Consider the following 21290-nt stretch of genomic DNA (forward strand, 5'->3'; position numbering starts at 1 on the left):
GATGGCCTTCTCCGTCCAGATGCCGGCACTCGGTGAAAGCGTCAGCGAGGGAACCATCACCCGATGGCTCAAGCAGGTCGGCGACACCGTCGAGGTCGACGAGCCCCTGCTGGAAGTCTCCACCGACAAGGTCGACACCGAGATCCCCTCCCCCGCGGCCGGGGTGGTACAGCAACTCATCGCCAGCGAGGACGACACCGTCGAGGTCGGCGGCGAACTCGCGCTGATCGGCGACAGCGGTGAGCAGGCCGCACCGCAGCAACCGGCCGCGAGCGAACAGCCCTCGCAGGCACCGGCGGAACCGGCAGCCGCGCCACAGCCAGCCCCGGAGCCCGCCCCCGAACCGGAGCCCGCGGCACCGTCGCCCCGGGCGTCCGCGGCCCAGGGCACCGACGTGCACATGCCCGCGCTGGGTGAAAGCGTCAGCGAGGGAACCATCACCCGATGGCTCAAGCAGGTCGGCGACACCGTCGGGGTCGACGAGCCCCTGCTGGAAGTCTCCACCGACAAGGTCGACACCGAGGTCCCCTCCCCCGTGGCAGGCACGATCCTGGAACTGTCGGCCGGTGAGGACGACACCGTCGAGGTCGGTGCCAAACTCGCGGTGGTCGGCGACCAGTCGGCGGAACCGGCAGCCGCGCCAGAGCCCGCGCCACAACCCGCCCCGGAACCGCAGCCCGCGGCAACCCCCGCTCCCGAGCCGACCCCGGAGCCACCGCGGCAGGAAACCGCACCGCAGTCCGCGCCGAGCGCTCCGGCCCAGTCGGCTCCGGCACAAGCCACATCGGCACAGCAGGCCCCGGCCGAGCAGAGCGCGGAGGGATCGGCGCCCTACGTGACTCCGCTGGTACGCAAGCTGGCGAACGAGCACGGTATCGACCTGCACTCGTTGCGGGGAACCGGCGTCGGCGGACGCATCCGCAAGCAGGACGTGCAGGCGGCCATCACGCAGCGGTCGACCGACGCGGCCACCGGCTCGCGTCCCGACGGGCAGCCCGCCGGAGCGGCCACCGCCGAACCGGCCGCTTCGGCCACGGGGCAGGAGGAGCCCTCCGCCGAGGCGAGGGCGCTTCGCGGCACCACCCAGAAGATGTCGCGGCTGCGGCAGGTGCTCGCCCAGCGGATGGTGGACTCGCTGCAGACCGCGGCCCAGCTGACCACCGTCATCGAGGTCGACGTCACCCGCATCGCACGACTGCGGCAGCGCGCCAAGGACGACTTCGAGGCGTCGGAGGGCGTCAAGCTCTCCTTCCTGCCGTTCTTCGCCAAGGCCACGGTGGAGGCGCTCAAGCTGCACCCCAAGCTCAACGCCTCGATCGACGAGCAGGCCAACGAGATCACCTACCACGGTGCCGAGCACCTGGCGATCGCCGTGGACACCGACCGGGGGCTGCTGAGCCCGGTCATCCACGACGCCGGTGACCTCAATCTCGGCGGGCTCGCCCGCAAGATCGCCGACGTGGCCGATCGCACCCGCGACAACAAGGTCAAACCCGACGAGTTGTCCGGCGGCACGTTCACGCTGACCAACACCGGCAGCCGGGGCGCCCTGTTCGACACGCCGATCCTGAACCCGCCGCAGGTGGGAATGCTGGGTACCGGCACGGTCGTCAAACGTCCCGTGGTCGTCTCCGACGAAGCGGGCGGTGACACCATCGCCATTCGCTCGATGGTCTACCTCGCGCTGTCCTACGACCACCGCCTCGTCGACGGTGCCGATGCCGCTCGTTTCCTCAACACCGTCAAGCAGCGGCTGGAGGAGGGCTCCTTCGACGCCGACCTCGGGTTGTGAGTTCGCCGGTCGAACACAACCGGTGAGGCGGCGGTGCCGCTCGACTTTCCGGGGCCGTCCACTCTCGGTGGGCGGCCCCGGTTCTCGTGGCCGGTGACCAAGCGCGAACCGTCCCGAGCCCCGTAGCGACGATCCCGGAGAACGCGCCACAGCGAAGCGCTACCCACTCGATCGGGCGACGGTCTCGCACTGTGGCGATCATTGCGACAAGATCGGGGCATGCGTGTGGTTATCGCCGGATCCTCCGGCCTGCTCGGAAGCCATCTGGTGCCGGCGCTCCGGCACGCCCGCCACGAAGTGATTCGCCTGGTCAGACGCGCCGCACAGGCCCCGGACGAACGCGGCTGGGACCCCGGGTCCGGTGAGATCGAGGCGGGCGCCCTGGACGGCGTCGACGCCGTGATCAATCTCTGCGGCGCCCCGCTCGGCGGCAAGAGGTGGACCGCCGAGCGCAAGCGGGAGCTGCTGCGTTCCCGCACCAGACCCACCGCCGTACTCGCCGAGGCCATCGGGGAACGCGGCATCCCCACCCTGATCAACGCTTCCGGGGTGGATTTCTACGGCGACACCGGCGGCAGGCTGATCACCGAAACGGCCGGTCCCGGCAGCGGTTTCCTCGCCGATCTGTGTCAACGCTGGGAAGCCGCGGCCGACGCCGCCCGTCCCGCTCGGGTGGTGCGGTTGCGTACCGGTCCGGTGCTCTCCCCCTCCGGCGGACTGCTCGGCCAGCTCAAACCGCTGTTCTCGCTGATGCTCGGCGGCAGGCTCGGCGACGGCACCCAGTACATGCCCTGGATATCGCTGGACGACGAGATAGCCGCCATCCGGTTCGTACTGGAGAGCCAGGAAATCTCGGGGCCGGTCAACATGACGGGGCCCGAGCCGGTGACCAACGCGGAGTTCACCAGAGCGCTGGGCGAGGCGCTCGGCCGCCCGGCACCGTGGGTCATTCCCGGTTTCGCGATGCGAGGGGTACTCGGTGAGTTCGCCCAGGAGGTCGCGCTGACCGGACAACGCGCGGTGCCCGCCGTGCTGGAGGAACACGGCTTCACCTTCCAGCACCCGACGGTTCGTTCCGCGCTCGGAGCGGCGGTCTCGGCCTGACCGGCTACCGCACCACGGTCGACGATTTCGCGCGAAATGTACGAGCCGCGGTGCCGCGACGAGCACGAAGCGCGATATCGCGGTCGAAACCGACAGCGGTAGGGTGGCGCCCGTGAGTCACGGTGAGAACTCGTGCCGGGCCTCGGATCAGCCGATCGAGAGACTCGAGCTGGGCACGATCGACTATCTGACGGCTTGGCAACGTCAGCAGGAACTGGCCACGGCCCGCGCGGCGGGAACCGGACCGGACACGCTGCTGCTGCTGGAACACCCTTCCGTGTACACGGCGGGCAAGCGAACCGAACCGGAGGACCGCCCGCGGGACGGCACGCCGGTGATCGACGTCGATCGCGGTGGCAAGATCACCTGGCACGGCCCCGGCCAGCTGGTCGGCTATCCGATCGTGCGGCTGTCCGATCCGATCGACGTGGTCGACTACGTGCGCAGGCTGGAGCAGGCACTGATCCGGGTGTGCGAACGGTTCGGGCTGCGAACCGGCCGGGTCGAGGGGCGCAGCGGCGTGTGGCTCGCCGCTGACGGCGATCGGCCCGAACGCAAGATCGCGGCGATCGGCATCCGGGTGCAGGGAGGGGTGACCATGCACGGCCTGGAGTTGAACTGTGATTCCGACATGGCCGAGTTCGACCGGATCGTTCCCTGCGGAATCAGCGATGCCGGGGTCACCTCGCTGTCGGCCGAACTGGGCAGGGACGTCACGGTGGCCGAAGCGTTGCCCCTGGTGAAGCAGGCCGTCCCGGAGGCCCTGGACGGTGCCCTTCCGGTCACCGACCGCGACGTCAGGAAGCAGTCGGAGGCCCCGGCGGGCGTGACGTTCGCGCTGGATCCGGAGCTGCGCTGACCGACGCCGCTCCGGCCGAGCACTCGCGGCGTGGTGGGCGAGCGGCTCACCCACCACGCCGTTGTCCCTCCCCGAGACCGGGATACGGGACGGGAGGGTCCGATCAGTCGAGCCGGTTCGCGACCTCGGCGGCGACCAGCTCGATGTGGTCCAGGTCCGACAGATCCAGCACCTGCAGGTACAGCCTGGTGATGCCGGTGTTCCGTCGCCACTGGCCGATTTTGTCGACCACCTCCTCGGGAGTGCCGGCGAGGCCGTTGGCGCGGAGTTCGACCGGGTCACGACCGATCGCCTCGGCACGCCGCGCCAGTTGGGCCTCGTCCTTGCCGACGCAGAGAACGAGCGCGGCGGAACGCACGATCTTGTCGGGGTTCCTGCCGATCGCGGTGCACGCCTGACCCACCCTGTCGAACTGCGCCGCCGCGGTCTCCTGGTCGACGAACGGCAGGTTGAACTCGTCGGCGAACCTCGCCGCCAGTTCCGGGGTCCTCTTCTTGCCGGCACCTCCGATGAGCACCGGAGGACGTGGCTGTTGCACCGGCTTGGGCAACGCGGGCGAGTCATCGAGCCGGTAGTACGTTCCCGAGTAGTCGAAGGTCTCGCCCGAGGGCGTGGACCACAGCCCCGTGACGATCTCCAGCTGCTCGGCGTAACGCTGGAAACGCTCCCGCAGCGAGGGGAACGGGATGCCGTAGGCGGTGTGCTCCTCCTCGTACCAACCGCTGCCGATTCCGAACTCGATGCGCCCACCCGACATCTGATCGGCCTGGGCCACCGAGACGGCCAGCGGGCCGGGAAGGCGGAACGTCGCCGCGCTCATCAGCGTCCCCAGTCGCAACCGGGAGGTCTCCCGCGCGAGTCCTGCCAGGGTCAACCACGCGTCGGTCGGCCCCGGCAGGCCGCTCGAATCGCCCATCCGCAGATAGTGGTCGGAGCGGAAGAAGGCGTCGTAACCCGCCGACTCGGTGGTGCGGGCGACGCGGAGCAGATCGTCGTAGGTGGCGCCCTGCTGGGGCTCGGTGAAGATTCTGAGTTTGAATTCCTCGGTCACATCCCGAGGCTAACCGGCCCGTGCGAGTTCGGGAGTCACACGTGCGGGGGTGGCGGTCAACCGTCGCGCAGGCCACGCAGCAGCCGTTCCAGCGCCTCCCCCACCTCGACACTGGTCCGATTGGGATCATCCGATCCGGCGATGGTGGCGGCCCCGGAGGAAAGCCCACCGAAGATCACCCGGGCGAGCACGTCCACCGACACCGAGTCCTCGATACGGCCGGTGTGCACCAACCGCTGGACGCTTCCGCGCACCAGGCCGAACGTGTAGCGCTCACCGAGGTCGTACCAACGCTGGTATCCCAGCACCACCGGCCCCTCCTGGGCGACGATGCGCTGGAAGGCAGGCTCCAGACAGACCCGCAGGAACGCCTCCAGGCCGGCACGCAGTTCCTCCCAGGGATCGCGTTCACCGGGCATCACGTCGGCCAGCCGGGCGACGACACCGATCTCGACCTCCTCGAAGGCGGCCTCGAACAGCGCACGCTTGCCCCCGAAGTGGTGGTAGAGGGCTCCCTTCGTCACGCGGGCACGCCCGGTGATCTCGTCCAACGAGGCCTGGGCGTATCCGCGTTCGGTGAACAGCGCCACGGCGGACTCCACCAGCGCGGCACGGGTGGATTCCGAGTACTCGACCCGGCGTGGTTGCTCTGTCGCCCTACTCACATCGCTTCACCATACCGTCGGTGCGTACGGGCTGATAACGTCACCACAAGCGACATACCGTCGGTATGCCACACACCACAGGTACGGCCAACTTGCGAGGTAGGCATGTCCTGGCAACGGTTCCACCGCAGACAACAAGCGATCGGATTCCTGCTGGAGCGGCTGGCGCGAACCCCGGACCGGCTTCCGGACCCCCGAAATCACGACGAACTGTCGGACGTGTTCGCCGACAGGCAGCGACTGCTGTGCGCGCTGCAGCACAAATGGACGCAGCAGCTGACCGGTCGACTCGACACGCGACTGAGCGAGTGCGACGGCAGCAGCGGTGACAGGCTGGAGGCCGCTCGGCTGGCCTGGCAGGACACCGCGGCCGAGAATCCCGTGCTGCGCGCGGCGCTGGACCGACACGCCACTGCCCCGAAGGGCGAACTGCGGGAAGCCGTGGAACGGGAGCGACGCCTGCTGGCGCTGACAGCCGGCGTGGCCGAGCACTCGGAGCCGGATGCCGAGATAAGCCGCTCCGGAGCGGCGTTGTCGCGCCTGCTGCACGCCGCTGAGCACACCGAACCGCACACCCCGGCGCCGGTCACGGTCTGAAACCCCAAACGCGAGAGTTGTTCGAAACCTCGGCGGGATATAGAAATGCGGTCATGACCAAATGGGACGAGACCGCCGTACCGGACCAGTCGGGGCGGACGGTGCTGATCACCGGCGCCAACTCTGGGCTGGGACTGCGAAGCGCACAGGTGCTGGCCTCCCGGGGAGCACGGGTGCTGCTCGGCTGCCGGGACCCCGAACGCGGCAAGCAGGCCGCGGAGCGAATCGAGGGATCGGCGCACGTGCGCCCCGAGGTCGTCGAGCTCGACCTGGCCGACCTGAGCTCGGTACGCGAGGCGGCTTCGCGAATCAGGGAACGCACCGGTGACCGCCTCGAGGTGCTGATGAACAACGCGGGTGTGATGGCAACGCCGTTCCGGCACACCGCGGACGGTTTCGAGCTGCAGTTCGGGACCAACCACCTCGGGCACGCCGCGTTGACCTGGCTGCTGATGCCAGCGTTGCGCGGTGGAAGGCACTCCCGGGTGGTGACGCTTTCCAGCCTCGCCCACCACGGCAGCGGGTTGGACACCACTGATCCGAACTTCCGGCGCCGCCGCTACTCGCCGCTGCGTGCCTACTCCCAGTCGAAACTGGCGAACCTGTTGTTCACCAGGGAACTCGACTCCAGACTCCGATCGGCCGGACTCGACATCACCAGCACCGCGGCCCACCCCGGTATGACCGCCACGGAACTGGCCCCCAACTCCGCACGGCACCGCGCGCTCCCCGGCGTCGTCAGTGCCGCGGTGAGCAAGGGCAACACACTGATCACCCAACGGGTGGAACTCGGAGCACTGCCACAGCTGTACGCGGCCACCGCACCGAACGTGGCAGGCGGCGACTACTTCGGGCCGGCACGACTGGCCGAGGTCCGCGGCCATCCCAAACGGGCCCGGCTCAATCCGGCCGCGCGGAACGACACGAGCGCGGCACGGCTGTGGGAGCTCACCGCGGAGCTGACCGGGATCTCTCCCGAACCGTTCTGATCGAAGTTTTTCCGGGCGGGTCGGCGAGCTACCCGCTCGGCGGAACCTCCCACCGGCTCTCGCTCCGGGACGGAGACCTCGGGTAAGGACCCGCCGAACAGCCGCGCCGGGGCGGCACGCTGTTTCGGTGAAGAGCGGGATCGGGTGAGTTCGGTCATTGTCGAGCACCGGTGGTCGGGGCGTAGCCTGTGGTCGTGACTGTGGCGCCGGAGGGGCGGAAGTTGTTGCGGCTCGAAGCCCGCAACAGTCAGACGCCGATCGAGAAGAAGCCGTCCTGGATCAAAACGCGCGCTCGCATGGGTCCGGAGTACCAGGAACTCAAGGGGCTGGTGCGGCGCGAGGGCCTCAACACCGTCTGCGAGGAGGCGGGTTGTCCCAATATCTTCGAGTGTTGGGAGGACCGGGAGGCCACGTTCCTCATCGGCGGTGACCAGTGCACCCGCCGGTGCGACTTCTGCCAGATCGACACGGGCAAACCCGCCGAGCTCGACACCACCGAACCGCGCAAGGTCGCCGAGTCAGTGCAGGCCATGGGGCTGCGCTATTCGACGGTGACCGGTGTGGCCCGCGACGACCTCGACGACGGCGGCGCGTGGCTGTACGCGGAGACGGTGCGCCGGATCCACGAGCTCAACCCCGGTACGGGTGTCGAACTGCTGATCCCCGACTTCAACGCCGAGCCGGACCAGCTCGCCGAGGTGTTCGGGTCGCGCCCCGAGGTGCTCGCGCACAACATCGAGACCGTGCCGAGCGTGTTCAAGCGGATGCGCCCCGCGTTCCGCTACGACCGCTCGCTGAAGGTCCTCACCCTCGCGCGTGAGGCGGGTCTGGTGACCAAGTCGAACCTGATCCTCGGCATGGGCGAGACGCCCGAGGAGGTCGAGCCCACCCTGCGGGACCTGCACGAGGCGGGCTGCGACATCATCACCATCACGCAGTACCTGCGTCCCAGCCCCCGGCATCACCCGGTGGACCGCTGGGTCAAGCCCGAGGAGTTCGTCGAGCACACCAAGGCGGCGGAGCGCATCGGTTTCCCGGGCGTCATGGCGGGCCCGCTGGTCCGCTCCAGCTATCGGGCGGGACGGCTGTACGCCAAGGCGACCGAGCACCGCGGCATGCCGCTGTCGGAGAACCTCGCGCACCTGGCGCAGGCGGGAACCGCCGCCCAGGAGGCCAGCAACCTGCTCTCCCGCTGAACCGCTCCCCGGAGCGCGTGGGGGACGCCCACGCGCTCCGGGGGACGGCATCGGCGAGTCGTGGCTGGTGGATCAATTCCCGTCCCTGCCGACGCCGAGGTGCCGGGAGCGCATGACGCGAACCAGGTACCACAGCGCGGAAAGCGCGAACATCGCGGCGGTGAGCAGTAACCAGCGTCCCAGGAAGGGCTGCTGGGTCTGTCCGGTCGCCGCGTAGTAGGTGAACTCCCCCTGCTCGATGATGCCGGGCAGGAACACCAGCAGCAGCAACGCGGATCCGAGCACCGGCACGCGTACGTGGTTGATCCACCCCACGGCCGTCCTCCCGCGACGGGCACCGGCGCGGAGCAGCCGATCCGCCCCCGCGTAGACGGGGAACAGCACCAGGTCGTGCAGCACCACCGCGGCCAGGAACCAGACCAACATCCGAGTGAAGCTCGGATCGGGCACGAGCACCACCACCACGTAGGCGGTCAGCGCGAAAGCCCCCAGTACCAGTAGCAGCTGGTGCGGAGCGGCACCGTAGGCCCGCGAGAACCGGCGGAGCAACACGCGCATCTCAATCGCTCCCGAATTCGATGTCACGCACCCACTTGGTGTTGTGCACCCCCGGCAACGCGGGCACTATCACTCTGGCCGGGTAACCGTGGTCCATGGCGAGGTCGACGTCGTTGACCCGCAGCGCCAACAGCGCGTCGGGATCGAGCACCTGGTTGGACTGCAGCGTGGCCGCCCGGAACGCACCGACGGTCTCGATCGAACTCACCCTGGCCCAGGTCGGATCGGGAACCCCGACCAGCACCGCCAGCTCACGCAGCCGTACCCCGCTCCAGCGTTGGGTCGTGGCCCACCCCTCCACACAGGCGATCGGCAGGGTCGCGGTGTGCTGCGGCATTCCCAGCAGCTCCCGTCGGGAGAACCGGGTGGCCCCGTTCCGGGAGCGCAGCACCAGCCGCCAGCTCTCCCCCGTATCGGCGGGATCTATCCGCGCTGCCTCGGCAGTGCGGTTGACCTGGAAGTCGTTGGGACCGGAACCGTAGCTTCTGCCGCGGGGCAACAACAGGGCCGCGCGACGAGCGGGGCCTCCCACCACCTGGCCGATGCTGAGCACCCCCAGCAGCAGGGATCCGGCTCCCACCAGACCGAGCGCGCCACGACGGCTCATGGTGGGCGCGGCGGGCTCGGCGGCCACCAGACCGGTGCTGTCCAACGGTTCGGGACGGGTTTCGGCCCGCGTGGTTCGCAGTACGGAACACGGCGAACGTGATCGCAGCGCGGCGAGCATGCGGGGGATCTTGAGCGCCACGTGCACGACGAATCCCGCGATGAACACCCAGGCGCCGTAGTAGTGCGCGGTGTAGAAGCTGAAGCCGAACACGTAGTCGTACTGGATGTTGAGGACACCGGTGACGATCTCGAAGAGGACGCCCCCGACCAACAGCAGCAGCGCGAGGCGTTCCAGGACCTTGGCCGGCGAGCGGGCAGGGGGCCATTCGAACAGTTTCGGCACCACCGACCAGAGCTTCGCCAGCACGACCGGGATGAGCACCAGCCCGAGAATCACGTGCGTCCCCTGGTTGAGCACGTACAACCAGGCCGGGCTGGTCGGCCAGTCGAAGGCGGGCAGCCGCAACCAACCGACCTCACGGGGAAACGCCTGTCCGAACCGCGGGCCGTAGGCGATGTAGGAAAGCAGCCCGGTGATGGTCACCAGCGGTAGCGTCACCAGCAGCACGGCACCGAGCACCGAGGTCAGCCAGGGCCCGCGCAGCGGACTGCGCCACATCCGGTTCCGATGCACCCCGGCGGGACGGAGCCGGGCCAACGATCGCCACACACCGGCCGGAGAACCGAACGGGAGTTCCTCCCACGGATCACGACGTGTTTCCTCACGCGGAGCGGAGCGGATGTTCCCGAGCTCCGGCGGTGGGGACGCGCCGACGGCCCGGTAAGTGGCGTCCAGTTGGAACACGGCAGCCCGGCACACCTGCAGCACCTCCGTGAGCGACGGTCCTGGCGGGCAGTGTACGACGGCGATGCCTCCCTCCGGCGCGTTTCGCGGCGGGAAACGCCCCGGACCGTATGGACGCGTCCGAGGGACCGCGCCGTATCCTGGAGCTATGGCCAAGCAGGACCGAGCCGCGAAGAAAGAAGCGGCCAAACAGAGACGACAGGCGTCGAGAGGTCGTTTTAAACAGCTGTTCGAGGCGTTCAAGATGCAACGCCGAGAGGACCGGCTGCTGGTACCGCTGATGCTGGCGGTACTGCTCGGTGCGGCGGTCGTCGCGTTCCTGCTCGGCCTCGTCTGGGGGTTGGAGTGGTTCTTCCTGCCCGTGGGTGTGGCCCTCGGCGCGTTGGGCGCGGTGATCGTGTTCGGCAGGCGCGTACAGCGCAACGTCTACAGCAAGGCCAGCGGCCAACCGGGCGCGGCGGGCTGGGCGCTGGAGAACATGCGCGGCAAGTGGGAGCTGACCCAGGGCATCACCGGCAACAGCCAGCTGGACGCGGTGCACCGGCTCGTGGGCAAGCCCGGAATCGTCCTCGTCGGCGAGGGTGAACCGCACCGGGTCAAGAGCCTGATGGCCCAGGAGAAGAAGCGCATCTCGCGGCTGGTCGGCGAGACACCGATCTACGAGATCATGGTCGGTGACGGGCAGGAGCAGGTTCCGCTGCGGAAACTGCAGTCCAACATCATGAAGCTGCCCCGCAACATCAACGCCGGTCAGATCGACTCGCTGGAGAAGCAGCTCGAAGCGCTGGGCAACAGGGCCAACCCGATGCCGAAGGGTCCCGCGCCGCAGGGTGCGAAGATGCGCAACATGCAGCGCGCGAGCCGCAGGAAGTAACCGAGCACGGCAGAGCGCGGCGCGTGCCGCGCTTTCCGCCCGCTTTTCCACCCGATGAAGGGCGGATTACTCGGCTCCTCCGAAGGAGTGAACCGATCCGCCGTGGTGTTACACGGCGGCTGTCGGAATCGCACGGCTGTTGTCGGTTACACGGTTTCAGCGGCACACCGGCTGTCACGGCCAAGTCGACGCCGCGCGAGAGCACGGCCCGTCCGAGGAGGTCAGCGGCCCGTCCGAGGTCAGCGACACAGCACCACGGTGCCGCTGAGCCTGTCGTGCCAGGAACGCCCGTCGAGGTTCCACAGCACGGCGGGCACCAGCACGGCAGTCAGCACGCAGCGAAGCAGCGCACGCGGCAGCCCCACGCTCGGGGTCGCGTCGACGCGTGCCACCCAGATCCGCGTCACCGCCATTCCGGGTGTGAACCCGAAGAACGCGACCGGCAGCACCGTGATCAGCGCCCACGAGACCAGACTCCAGTTTCCGGGCAGCTCCGGAGCCGTGAACAGCCCTGCCACGAGCGCCGCGAGCACGATGTCCACCAGAAAACCCAGTGCTCGCCGTCCCGTGGGCGCCACCGATCCGGAGCCCTGCTCGGGCAGTCCCAGACGTTCGCCCCGCCAGCGTTGCTCCGGTTGCCCCGACTCCCGCACGGATGCGGGGCCGGAGAGCCAGGAACCGAGTATTCTACCCACGTGACCAGCATACGGGGGCGTTCGAGCGCTCCGAACTGACGCCCGCTCCATCCCGGAGACAACGGACCGTTTCGTTAACGTCGGCGAAACACGCGGGTGACGACCGAGCAACACCGCCCCCCTAGCCTCATTCACGAGCCGGCGACGAGGAATGGCCGGTGAGCGGCACCAATGCGTGAAGGAGCCATCGAGGGTGTTCAAGAATCCAGACGAGGTCCTACGCTTCATCTCCGACGAGGGCGTGAAGTTCGTCGATGTCCGGTTCTGCGACCTGCCGGGCGTCATGCAGCACTTCACCGTTCCCGCTTCGGCGTTCGACCACGACACCTTCACCGAGGGGCTGGCCTTCGATGGTTCGTCGGTGCGTGGTTTCCAGTCGATCCACGAGTCGGACATGCTGCTGCTGCCCGACCCGTACACGGCTCGTATCGACCCGTTCCGGATCGAGAAGACGCTGATCCTCAACTTCTTCGTGCACGACCCGTTCACGTTGGAGCCCTACAGCCGCGACCCGCGCAACATCGCCCGCAAGGCGGAGCAGTACCTGAACGAGTCCGGCATCGCCGACACGGCCTTCTTCGCCTCCGAGGCCGAGTTCTACATCTTCGACTCGGTGCGCTACTCCGAGGACGCGAACTCCTCGTTCCACGAGGTCGACTCGATCGAGGGCTGGTGGAACACCGGCCGCGCCGAGGACGGCGGAAACCTGGGTTACAAGACCCGCTACAAGGGCGGTTACTTCCCGGTCTCGCCGTACGACCACTACGCCGACCTGCGCGACGAGATGAGCACCGAGCTCGCCAAGGCCGGGTTCGAGGTGGAGCGGGCCCACCACGAGGTGGGCACCGGCGGCCAGGCAGAGATCAACTACAAGTTCAACACGATGCTGCACGCCGCCGACGACCTGCAGCTGTTCAAGTACATCATCAAGAACACCGCTTGGCGGCACGGCAAGACCGTGACCTTCATGCCGAAGCCGCTGTTCGGTGACAACGGCTCCGGTATGCACTGCCACATGTCGCTGTGGCAGGGCGGCTCGCCGCTGTTCCACGACGAGTCCGGGTACGCGGGACTGTCGGACACGGCGCGGTACTACATCGGCGGCATCCTGCACCACGCCCCGAGCCTGCTGGCGCTGACCAATCCCACGGTGAACTCCTACCACCGCCTGGTGCCCGGCTTCGAGGCACCGGTGAACCTGGTCTACTCGCAGCGGAACCGCTCGGCCTGCATGCGCATCCCGATCACCGGGACGAACCCGAAGGCCAAGCGCGTAGAGTTCCGCTGCCCCGACCCGTCCGGTAACCCCTACCTCGGCTTCGCCTCGATGCTGATGGCGGGCCTGGACGGCATCCGCAACAAGATCGAGCCCGCGGACCCGATCGACAAGGACCTCTACGAGCTGCCGCCGGAAGAGGCCAAGAACGTGCCGCAGGTTCCCTCCAGCCTCAGCGACGCGGTGGACAACCTCGAGTCCGACCACGAGTACCTGCTGGAAGGCGGCGTGTTCACCGAGGACCTGCTGGAGAACTTCATCTCGCTCAAGCGGGAGAACGAGATCGACCCGATCCGGCTGCGTCCGCACCCGCACGAGTTCGCGATGTACTTCGACGTGTGATCGACCGACGCACCGCGTGACACGAGTGGGCCCCGCCGCGGCGGGGCCCACTCTGTCGTGTGCTGTTCCGCTCGCCGCCTGTTCGGCGCGGAAGTCGTATCAGGGAGGTAGCGGGCTAGCCGTTCCGGATGATTTCCGTGAGATCGGTGCCTGCTGTGAGAAGGGCGAGTGTGCGCTGCGCGATGACGTCGATTCTGGCTCGTAGTGCCGCGATCGGATCGTCGATCTCGTGGAGCTCTCGGATGTCGTGCATGGTTTTACGGATATCGGGGATCCGGTAACCCGCTGCGCGTAGCGCGGCGGTGATGCGAGCCTCTCGGATCGCGGACAAGGGATATCGGCGAACGCTGCGACTGGTCACGCGTTCCGGGGCCACCAATCCGGCTTGTTCCCAGAACCGCAGCGTCGATGTGCGAACGCCGAGGGCCGTGGCCAGTTCCGAGATCGTCATGGTGTCCGCCGCACCGGTTTCGGAGTCGTACACGGCTTCGTCGCGTATCGACAGCAGCGCTCGTTGGGCTTCGAGGGCGTCCTCCCGCGCACGGACGAGCTTGCCGTGCAAAGAACTGATCAGCGCCACCGCCTCGTCGATGGGAAGGGTTGGCACTCGCCGAAGAACATCTCTCGCCTCCACCGGGCCGATGGCGACGGCCAGGTTGCGGTAGGTGCGCAGCGCGAGCAGATGGACGCTGGAGAACTCACGGTATCCGTTCACGGTTCGAGGGACAGCCGGGATGACTCCCAGCCGTTCGAGATCACGGACCTGTTGGGGTGAGTAGCCCGCGGCCGCGGCAACGGCGGAGGTGTTGAGACTCCCCCGGTGTGCCCCCGAATCATTCACAGCGGTCTAACCCTCCACAAGCACTTCAATGCCACGCTCGAACCATGAGTATGCACCACATCCTCAGCGCGGTCCGCGAATTCGAAGGAATCCTCGAGCTCGCGCCCGGCGCGGGAAGCGAGTTTCCCGAGATCGCCTGGGGCGACCACTTCTTCTACTACTCACCGGACGGGCGAATCCCGCGGCACCACCAGCCGTTCGCCACGGTCGTCACGAAGGACTATCCCGGCGAGCCGTCGTCGAACCTGGGGGCAGCGGACCGATACCGCGTGAATGTCGATGTCGGCCGGTCGACATTCATCGAGCTCACCGGCGAAACCCCCCGCGACTTCGACTCGAGCGACAAGAAATCGCGGGAATTCGGTGAATCGGACGTGTTCATGCCCCATCCCGTGTACGGTGCTCGCGGCTGGGTGGCTGTCGTGAATCCGGCGGAACGGACCGTGGCCACCCTGGTTGATCTCCTGCACGGCGCGTACGAAAAACAACGGCGCCACGTCGACCGCCGAACGCCCGAGACCGAGCACAATCACAGCAGCGGACCGGAGCAGTGAGACACCGCGTGAGCCGCTGCCACGGGATCGGGGAACGGCTCGGCATCCGTGACGTCGAGCGCTGGTACTCGGCCTGCCGCTGAACGCGTGCGGCAGGCGCCGAACAAGCACCGTCATCACCGGGTTCGGCCCAGCAACCCACCCACGGAGAACAACCGAGCGGCAGGATTCGTCCACGCCGGGCGCGGTGCGGGCCTCACGAGCACGGCACCGCGCCCGACGCACTCTCACGGGTGGGTGGCTTCGGTTCAGTCGACGGTGAGTACCAGCTTGCCCCGCACGTGGCCCTGCTCCAGCAGTTCGTGCGCCTGGGCCGCGTCGCGCAGCGGGAAGGTGCGCTGCACCTCTACCCGCAGCTGACCGCGATCGATCAGCTTGCTCAACCAGGTCAGGTCCTCGGTGTCCGGTCGGACGAACACGTAGTGCCCGCCCTGCTGCAGCACGGTCTCGGGATCCTCCACCGAGGCGTGCCGCGAGCTGTCCCGCAGGATCTCCGGGGTTTCGCGCAGCGCGGTTCCACCGGCCATGTCGATCGCGGTGTCGACCTTGCCGTCACCACCGACGAGCTCGGCGACGCGCCCCTGCAACCCCGGGCCGTAGGTGACCGGCTCGGCTCCCAGCTCCCGTAGGAAATCATGATTGCGTTCCGAGGCGGTCCCGATCACCCGGGAGGCCCCCAGCGCGAACGCGATCTGTACCGCGAGGTGCCCGACACCGCCTGCCGCGGCGTGCACCAGCACGGAATCGTCGGTGCCGGTCTCCACCGCCTGCAGCATCTGCAGCGCGGTGAGTCCGGCCAGCGGTAGTCCCGCGGCCTGCGTGAAGTCCGCCGCGCCCGGTTTGTGGGCCAGGGTGCGCACCGGAGCGGCGACCAGCTCAGCATAGGTGCCGTGCTGCACGTGGTCCTCGCGCACGTAGCCCACGACCTCGTCCCCGGGTTCGTACTCGGTCACGGCGGGCCCGACGGCACGGACCACGCCCGCGAGGTCCCAACCGGAGATCAACGGCGTGTGGTGCGGGAAGAGACCGCGCAGGTAACCACGGCGGATCTTCCAGTCCACCGGGTTCACCCCCGCCGCCCTGGTCTCGACGAGCACTCGGTCGGGACCCACCAGCGGATCGTCCAACTCCTGGTACGAAAGAACGTCGGGTTCGCCGAATTCGGTGAGCGCGATAGCCTTCATGGTCCCTGCAACGACGTTTCGTCGCGATCTTATTCCGGCATTCGGAGCAGCGCGTCCGGCCCGCCGGCCGAGCTTTCCGACCGCCCGGTCGACGGTGACGAGAACCGGTGGAGGTCGCACCTGCCGGGCTCCCGCCCCCGGAAACTCCGGTCAACTCAGCACGTCCTCGTAGAAGACCCGTTCGACCACGCTCCTGGCACGCCGGGTCGCGCGCAGGTAGTCGTCCATCACCTGACCGGAGTCCGAGCCGCTCGGATAGCCCAACGCCGCGGCCACCGCGTTGAGCTCCCTGGAGTGCTTGGGAAGCTGATCACTTCCCTTGCCCCGCACCAGCATCACGGCGTTGCGCGCCCGCATGGCCAGCGTCCACGCGCTCTCCAGGGTCGCCGCGTCCTCTTCGGTCAGCAGTCCGGCACCGGCAGCGGCGCGCAACCCACCGATCGTCGAGGTCGTGCGCAGTTCGGGGAACTCGTGGGCGAAACGCAGCTGCAACAGCTGCAGCGTCCACTCCACATCGGCCAGTCCGCCGCGCCCCAGCTTGGTGTGGGTGGTCGGATCGGCACCGCGCGGCAACCGCTCGGCATCGACCCGTGCCTTGATACGTCGAATCTCACGTACCCTGCCCGCGTCCGGTCCACCTTCCGGATAGCGGATCGGGTCCACGGCGGAGCGGAACCTCTCCCCCAGCTCGGCATCCCCCGCCACCGGACGCGCCCGCAACAACGCCTGGGCCTCCCAGATCTGGGCCCATCTCCGGTAGTAGTTCAGATAGGAGTCCAGCGTCCGGACCAGCGGCCCCGACCTCCCTTCCGGCCGTAGATCGGTGTCCACCTCCAACGGCGGGTCCTGACTCGGCTTGCCCAACAGCCTGCGCACCTGCTCGACCACAGCGGTCGCGAACCGCACGGCGGTACTGTCGTCCGCCCCCTCGGCCGGCTCGCAGACGAACATCACGTCGGCGTCGGAACCGTAGCCGAGTTCGGCACCTCCCAGCCTGCCCATCCCGATCACGGCGATCCTGGCGGGCCGCGCGGCACCGTCGACCCCACCGTCGGGAGCCGACCACTCCGACCTGGCCGCCACGTCACGGACAGCGGCGTCCAACGTGGCCTGCAACACCGCCACCCACACCGTGGAGAGCGCGGCGAACACGTCGTGCGGCTGGATCACCCCGAGCAGATCTCCCGCCGCCACCCGCAGCAACTCGTGCCTGCGCAGCGAACGTGCCGCCGAGGCAGCCCGCTCCGGATCGCTGTGCCGCGCCACCGCGCTGCACAGCGAACCGGCCACCTCCGTCGGATCCCGTTCGGACAGTTCCGCGGTGTCGGCCAACAGTCGCAGCACTTCGGGAGCGCGTACCAGCAACTCGGGAACCAGCTTCGAAGTGCCCAGCAGGAAGGCGAGCCGTTCGGCGACCACTGCCTCGTCCCGCAACAACCGCAGATACCACGGGGTGTCCGCGAGCGCCTCGGAAACGTTGCGGTACGCCAACAGCCCGCCGTCCGGATCGGGAGTTCGGCCCAGCAGGTCCAGCAGCACCGGCAGCAGGGTGCCCTGGATGCTCGCACGACGCGTCATCCCCGAGGTCAGCGCCGCGATGTGGCGCAACGCCCCCTCCGGGGAGGTGTAGCCCAACGCTGCCAACCGGTCAACCGCTGCCCCGGTGGTCAGCCGCAACGCCTCGGTGGGCACCTTCGCGACCGACTCCAGCAGCGGCCGGTAGAACAACTTCTCGTGCAACCTGCGCACCCGGTTGCCCTGTCTGCGGTACTCACCGAGCAGCACGTCGGCCGCCTCCTGGCTGCCCTGCGAACGCATCCCCAACGCGCGCGCCAGGTGGTGGAGCGTGGCCCGCTCCGTCGAAGGAGGGAACAGGTGGGTGCGTCGCAACCTGCGCAGCTGCAACCGGTGTTCCACGCCACGCAGAAAGGCGTAGGAATCGGCCATCGCACCGGCGTCGCTGCGGGCCACGTACCCACGTTCGCCCAACGAGCGAAGCGCCGTCATGGTGGAGCGAGACCGGATGTGCTCGTCCCCTCTGCCGTGCACCAGCTGCAACAGCTGCACCGCGAACTCCACGTCGCGCAGTCCGCCCCTGCCGAGCTTGAGTTCGCGATCGGTCTGCTCGGCGGGGACGTGCTGTTCGACACGTTGCCGCATGGAGCGCACGTCGGTGACGAAGTCCTCCCGTTCCGCGGCCGTCCAGATCAACGGCCGAACCGCCTCCGAGTAGCGCTCGCCCAGCTCGGTGTCGCCCGCCACCGGGCGCGCCTTGAGCAGCGCCTGGAACTCCCAGGTACGGGCCCAGCGACGGTAGTAGCTCAGATGTCCTTCCAGCGTGCGCACCAGCGCCCCGGCCTTGCCCTCCGGCCGGAGGGCGGCATCCACGTCGAAGAAGGCGGCGCCCGCGACGCGCATGAGCGTGCTCGCCAGCCGTGTGGCCGGTGCGACGTCCTCCTCCGAGTCGGCCACGAACACGACGTCGACATCGCTGACGTAGTTCAGTTCCCTGCCGCCGCACTTGCCCATCGCGATCACCGAGAGACGCGGCGTGTGCTGCCCGGACAGCTCGGAGGCGGCCACCGCCCACGCCGCGCGCAACGCGGCGACCGCCGCGTCGGAGAGCCTGCCGGTGATCTCCTCGTACGAGGGAGCGGTGATGCTCGGATCGACGGATCCGGCCAGGTCGGCGGCGGCGATCTCCAGCAGCAGGCCGCGATAGGCGGCACGAAGCGGGGTCACCGCGGTACTGCTGTCCACCGTGGCCACCGGAAGTTCCGGGATTCCGCCTCCCGGTGAGGAGGTGGTCATCGCGCCGACGCTGTACAACAGCTCGGCGCTGAATTCCCGGACACCGCGCTGCCGGATGTCGTCACCCGCCAGGCGACGCCAGTCGGCGGGGTGCGCGACCAGGTGGTCGGCCAGCGCGCTCGAGTAGCCGATAGTGGCGAGGAGCCTGGCTCGCAGTTCCGACTCGCTGGACAGCCGACGCTCGAGTTCCGTCCATTCCGCTTCGGACGACTCACGCAGCCGATCCACGGAGTGCAGGGCGAGATCGGGATCGGGCGTGCGGGAGAGGGTCTCCAGCACCGGTTCCGTCTCGGGCAACGGGCCGCTGTCCCCCCACCAGCCCGCCGCGCGGAGCTGGGCCTCGGCTCGTTCGACGTCGCTGAATCCGTACCGCGCGGGCGACGGCACCGCCCCGGAGCGCTGCCAGTTGGCTTGGGCCATGTCCGTACCGTAATCCGAAGCGACGGTCGGCGGGGATCCCGGTAGCGGACTTCGTTCAGGCCAGCGGCAGGGAACGCGTGGTGGTTCGTTCCTCCGGCGGCGTGGCGGCGAGCTCGTAGAACCGCCGCGCCACCGGCTGCCAGGTCTCCGCGAGATCGGCGTGGAATTCACGGAGATGCTCGGCGTCGAACTGGCCGCCGCGGGCCGCTGCCGCCAACTCCGGATCCGCTTCGGCCAGGCCACGTACCACTTCGGGGGTGGTCTCGACGTGGAACTGGAAACCGTAGGCACGCGACCCGACTCGAAACGCCTGGTTCTCACCCTTGGGGGAGGCCGCCAGCAGCTGAGCGGTAGGGGGGAGGGTACTGATCTCGTCCCGGTGAAACTGGAACACATCCGGGGTGAGCGGCAGCGGCCCGACGAGCACGTCCTCGGCCGCGGTGTCCCGCTTCGCCACCAGCAACGTCCCCGCTTCAGGGCCGTCGCGGCGGGTGGCGATCCGACCACCGGTCGCCATCGCCAGCAGCTGTGCCCCGAGGCCGAGCGCCAGCACCGGGATCCCGGCCGACGTGGCGGTGCTGAGCAGTTTCCGCACCGAACTCAGCCAGGGATGTTCGAGATCGGCTCCGGCGTTCGTCTCACCACCGAGTACCACCAGCCCGGCGTAGTCCTCCGCCGTCTCCGGGAGTTCCTCCCGATGCGGATCGCGCACCTCCAGCTCGGCTCCGAGTTCGACGAACCAGTCCCCCAACATGCCGAGCGGGAGGTTTTCGGACGGTTGCACCACGAGAATCCGCACTCCGGTCATAGCTGCCAGGATACGAACGGGAGCGATCCGAGTCACAGCCGGTGCAGCACGATCTCGTCGGTGTCGTGCACCGGCCGGAAACCGATGCGCCGGTATACGGAGTTCGAAGTGGGATTGGCCAGGTCAGCGAACAGCACGACCCGCTCCGCGCCCGCCGCGACGGCTCGCCGGGCAGCCGCCAACGTGACAGCCGCTCCGTATCCATTACGACGGAACCGCGCGGGGGTGTAGACGTGTCCGATCCGGGACATCCCGTACTTCGGCGTGCTGTGGAAGGCCATCGCCACCGGGTGGCCGCCGGCGGACCAGAGCACCGGAACCCGACCGCTGTCCAAGAAGGACCGCAGTTCCCGCTCCGATGCGTCGGTACCGACTCCGACGTCCCCGGCATCACGGGCGTATTCCGCTCGCCAGTTCGCCAGCCAGGGAAGATCGGAGTGGAAGAAAGCACGTTCTTCACCCACTACTTCGGTGGGGAATTCCGGGGTGTGCAATTCGTAGAGTCGCTGTCGTATCCGGAGTTCGCGGGTCGCTCCGGTAGCGCGACACCATTCAGCCACCAACCGATCGACCTGTTCGGTGGGGCCGAGCAGGGCTCCGGGATCCGGATCGTGTTCGCACAGCGCGGCAACGAGTTCCGCGGCGTCCGCTTCGGGTAGTGCACCGACATGCGCGGGAAAAGGTGGCGTGCGGAGATAAGCACCCAGCACGGTTCGTTCCTCGTGCAGGGTGAGTAGTACGGGAGCGGGGCCGGCTTCGTAACTGCGTGCCGCGGCCAGAACCGTCACGGGAATGGTGTGTCGTACGGGATCAGCCCGGTAGAGCCGCTCGGCGGTTTCCCGGAAGGAAGCGAACGAGTCGTGGCGTTCGACGTGCATACCGGCATGATCGTCGGTATCCGGTCCCCGGGCAATCGGGTTTTTCGGGGCTGGGTATGAGTCCGGCCCCACCCTGGTGGGTGGGGCCGGTCTCGGGGGGTTGGGTCGGCGGTGTCCGTGTCTCCCACACCCGTGGGGGTGCAGTACCTGGGGCGCTGGAGGGCTTAGCTGCCGGGTTCGGGATGGATACCGGGCGTGTCTCCTCCGCTGTGGCCACCGACCCAAACAACCATGGGGCCGACTGGGTCAGCCGGTATGTAGTTAGTTGATAGGGGCTGGTGGCTGTGTTGGGAGCCGTATAGTGGTGGCGAGATCGCGTGTGCTTGCGGGTTCGGTGCGCGGGTGGGCGGTGTGTTGTGGGGGTGTCGCCGTTCGGCGGGTT

At 68.4% G+C, this 21290-nt stretch carries 19 protein-coding genes and 1 rRNA gene; 9 read left to right on the plus strand and 11 right to left on the minus strand.

Annotated elements, in window-relative coordinates:
* Position 1 precedes the first annotated feature (1 nt).
* The 3 genes from sucB to lipB all read left to right on the plus strand — a co-directional run bounded on the left by sucB (position 2) and on the right by lipB (position 3755).
* Positions 2 to 1792: a 2-oxoglutarate dehydrogenase, E2 component, dihydrolipoamide succinyltransferase gene (sucB, locus tag BM394_RS15770; protein ID WP_092979321.1), complete on the plus strand. Its 1791-nt coding sequence runs from the start codon at positions 2 to 4 to the stop codon at positions 1790 to 1792.
* A 219-nt stretch (positions 1793 to 2011) separates the two neighbouring features.
* On the plus strand, positions 2012 to 2896 hold the full coding sequence (locus BM394_RS15775) for a TIGR01777 family oxidoreductase (protein WP_092979323.1): 885 nt from the start codon (positions 2012 to 2014) through the stop codon (positions 2894 to 2896).
* A 112-nt stretch (positions 2897 to 3008) separates the two neighbouring features.
* Complete coding sequence (gene lipB / locus BM394_RS15780; protein ID WP_092979326.1) at positions 3009 to 3755, plus strand: lipoyl(octanoyl) transferase LipB; 747 nt, start codon at positions 3009 to 3011, stop codon at positions 3753 to 3755.
* A gap of 103 nt (positions 3756 to 3858) precedes the next feature.
* Here the strand turns inward: lipB and BM394_RS15785 are convergent, their stop codons facing one another.
* Together BM394_RS15785 and BM394_RS15790 are read right to left on the minus strand one after the other, a co-directional pair.
* Positions 3859 to 4806 (minus strand): LLM class F420-dependent oxidoreductase, encoded by a 948-nt coding sequence (locus BM394_RS15785; protein WP_092979330.1) that lies wholly within the window; start codon positions 4804 to 4806, stop codon positions 3859 to 3861.
* A gap of 56 nt (positions 4807 to 4862) precedes the next feature.
* Positions 4863 to 5471 carry a TetR/AcrR family transcriptional regulator gene (locus BM394_RS15790; RefSeq protein WP_092979333.1) on the minus strand — a complete coding sequence of 203 codons (609 nt, stop codon included), beginning with the start codon at positions 5469 to 5471 and terminating at the stop codon, positions 4863 to 4865.
* Between the two features lie 105 nt (positions 5472 to 5576).
* On the opposite strand from BM394_RS15790, the gene BM394_RS15795 reads away from it, so the two are divergent.
* From BM394_RS15795 to lipA, 3 genes are all read left to right on the plus strand, one after another.
* A complete protein-coding gene (locus BM394_RS15795; protein WP_092979335.1) occupies positions 5577 to 6068 on the plus strand; it encodes a hypothetical protein in 492 nt (163 codons plus the stop codon).
* A gap of 53 nt (positions 6069 to 6121) precedes the next feature.
* Positions 6122 to 7057, plus strand: coding sequence for an oxidoreductase (locus BM394_RS15800; protein ID WP_092979338.1), 936 nt, complete (start codon positions 6122 to 6124; stop codon positions 7055 to 7057).
* A 194-nt stretch (positions 7058 to 7251) separates the two neighbouring features.
* Complete coding sequence (gene lipA / locus BM394_RS15805) at positions 7252 to 8253, plus strand: lipoyl synthase (RefSeq protein ID WP_092979432.1); 1002 nt, start codon at positions 7252 to 7254, stop codon at positions 8251 to 8253.
* A 72-nt stretch (positions 8254 to 8325) separates the two neighbouring features.
* Here lipA and BM394_RS15810 read toward each other — a convergent pair whose 3' ends face one another.
* Entirely contained in the window at positions 8326 to 8811 is a 486-nt protein-coding gene (locus tag BM394_RS15810; RefSeq protein ID WP_092979340.1) for a hypothetical protein, read from the minus strand.
* Position 8812: 1 nt separating this feature from the next.
* The gene (locus BM394_RS15815) at positions 8813 to 10039 is read right to left on the minus strand and encodes a molybdopterin-dependent oxidoreductase (RefSeq protein WP_092979434.1); all 1227 of its coding nucleotides are present in this window, start codon (positions 10037 to 10039) and stop codon (positions 8813 to 8815) included.
* Positions 10040 to 10373: 334 nt separating this feature from the next.
* Here BM394_RS15815 and BM394_RS15820 point away from each other — a divergent pair, with 334 nt between their 5' ends.
* On the plus strand, positions 10374 to 11099 hold the full coding sequence (locus tag BM394_RS15820; RefSeq protein WP_092979342.1) for a DUF4191 domain-containing protein: 726 nt from the start codon (positions 10374 to 10376) through the stop codon (positions 11097 to 11099).
* A gap of 239 nt (positions 11100 to 11338) precedes the next feature.
* Here BM394_RS15820 and BM394_RS15825 read toward each other — a convergent pair whose 3' ends face one another.
* Entirely contained in the window at positions 11339 to 11794 is a 456-nt protein-coding gene (locus BM394_RS15825) for an RDD family protein (RefSeq protein ID WP_165400667.1), read from the minus strand.
* A gap of 193 nt (positions 11795 to 11987) precedes the next feature.
* On the opposite strand from BM394_RS15825, the gene glnA reads away from it, so the two are divergent.
* The gene (glnA, locus tag BM394_RS15830; RefSeq protein ID WP_092926994.1) at positions 11988 to 13412 is read left to right on the plus strand and encodes a type I glutamate--ammonia ligase; all 1425 of its coding nucleotides are present in this window, start codon (positions 11988 to 11990) and stop codon (positions 13410 to 13412) included.
* A 115-nt stretch (positions 13413 to 13527) separates the two neighbouring features.
* Here the strand turns inward: glnA and BM394_RS15835 are convergent, their stop codons facing one another.
* A complete protein-coding gene (locus BM394_RS15835; protein WP_092979345.1) occupies positions 13528 to 14253 on the minus strand; it encodes a MerR family transcriptional regulator in 726 nt (241 codons plus the stop codon).
* A 44-nt stretch (positions 14254 to 14297) separates the two neighbouring features.
* Between BM394_RS15835 and BM394_RS15840 the strand changes: the two genes are divergently transcribed.
* On the plus strand, positions 14298 to 14807 hold the full coding sequence (locus BM394_RS15840) for a DUF6194 family protein (protein WP_092979347.1): 510 nt from the start codon (positions 14298 to 14300) through the stop codon (positions 14805 to 14807).
* Positions 14808 to 15055: 248 nt separating this feature from the next.
* Here the strand turns inward: BM394_RS15840 and BM394_RS15845 are convergent, their stop codons facing one another.
* The 5 genes from BM394_RS15845 to rrf all read right to left on the minus strand — a co-directional run bounded on the left by BM394_RS15845 (position 15056) and on the right by rrf (position 21129).
* On the minus strand, positions 15056 to 15991 hold the full coding sequence (locus tag BM394_RS15845) for an NADP-dependent oxidoreductase (RefSeq protein WP_092979349.1): 936 nt from the start codon (positions 15989 to 15991) through the stop codon (positions 15056 to 15058).
* Positions 15992 to 16141: 150 nt separating this feature from the next.
* Positions 16142 to 19222, minus strand: a complete 3081-nt coding sequence (locus tag BM394_RS15850) for a bifunctional [glutamine synthetase] adenylyltransferase/[glutamine synthetase]-adenylyl-L-tyrosine phosphorylase (protein WP_092979351.1) — start codon at positions 19220 to 19222, stop codon at positions 16142 to 16144.
* A gap of 55 nt (positions 19223 to 19277) precedes the next feature.
* The gene (locus BM394_RS15855; protein WP_092979353.1) at positions 19278 to 20030 is read right to left on the minus strand and encodes a type 1 glutamine amidotransferase; all 753 of its coding nucleotides are present in this window, start codon (positions 20028 to 20030) and stop codon (positions 19278 to 19280) included.
* 32 nt (positions 20031 to 20062) lie between these two features.
* Entirely contained in the window at positions 20063 to 20908 is an 846-nt protein-coding gene (locus BM394_RS15860) for a GNAT family N-acetyltransferase (protein WP_092979355.1), read from the minus strand.
* 103 nt (positions 20909 to 21011) lie between these two features.
* Positions 21012 to 21129: ribosomal RNA gene (rrf, locus tag BM394_RS15865) — 5S ribosomal RNA — on the minus strand.
* Positions 21130 to 21290: the final 161 nt, after the last annotated feature.

It is taken from the genome of Actinopolyspora lacussalsi subsp. righensis (assembly GCF_900116555.1).
Lineage (GTDB): Bacteria > Actinomycetota > Actinomycetes > Mycobacteriales > Pseudonocardiaceae > Actinopolyspora > Actinopolyspora lacussalsi.

Excerpts from the sequence above, each read along its gene's own strand:
- BM394_RS15820 (WP_092979342.1), top strand. The coding sequence starts at position 10,374 with ATGGCCAAGCAGGACCGAGCCGCGAAGAAAGAAGCGGCCAAACAGAGA.
- BM394_RS15800 (WP_092979338.1), top strand. The coding sequence starts at position 6,122 with ATGACCAAATGGGACGAGACCGCCGTACCGGACCAGTCGGGGCGGACG.
- BM394_RS15775 (WP_092979323.1), top strand. The coding sequence starts at position 2,012 with ATGCGTGTGGTTATCGCCGGATCCTCCGGCCTGCTCGGAAGCCATCTG.
- BM394_RS15850 (WP_092979351.1), bottom strand. The coding sequence starts at position 19,222 with ATGGCCCAAGCCAACTGGCAGCGCTCCGGGGCGGTGCCGTCGCCCGCG.
- BM394_RS15855 (WP_092979353.1), bottom strand. The coding sequence starts at position 20,030 with ATGACCGGAGTGCGGATTCTCGTGGTGCAACCGTCCGAAAACCTCCCG.
- BM394_RS15810 (WP_092979340.1), bottom strand. The coding sequence starts at position 8,811 with ATGCGCGTGTTGCTCCGCCGGTTCTCGCGGGCCTACGGTGCCGCTCCG.
- BM394_RS15795 (WP_092979335.1), top strand. The coding sequence starts at position 5,577 with ATGTCCTGGCAACGGTTCCACCGCAGACAACAAGCGATCGGATTCCTG.
- BM394_RS15840 (WP_092979347.1), top strand. The coding sequence starts at position 14,298 with ATGAGTATGCACCACATCCTCAGCGCGGTCCGCGAATTCGAAGGAATC.
- BM394_RS15860 (WP_092979355.1), bottom strand. The coding sequence starts at position 20,908 with ATGCACGTCGAACGCCACGACTCGTTCGCTTCCTTCCGGGAAACCGCC.
- BM394_RS15815 (WP_092979434.1), bottom strand. The coding sequence starts at position 10,039 with ATGTGGCGCAGTCCGCTGCGCGGGCCCTGGCTGACCTCGGTGCTCGGT.
- BM394_RS15845 (WP_092979349.1), bottom strand. The coding sequence starts at position 15,991 with ATGAAGGCTATCGCGCTCACCGAATTCGGCGAACCCGACGTTCTTTCG.
- sucB (WP_092979321.1), top strand. The coding sequence starts at position 2 with ATGGCCTTCTCCGTCCAGATGCCGGCACTCGGTGAAAGCGTCAGCGAG.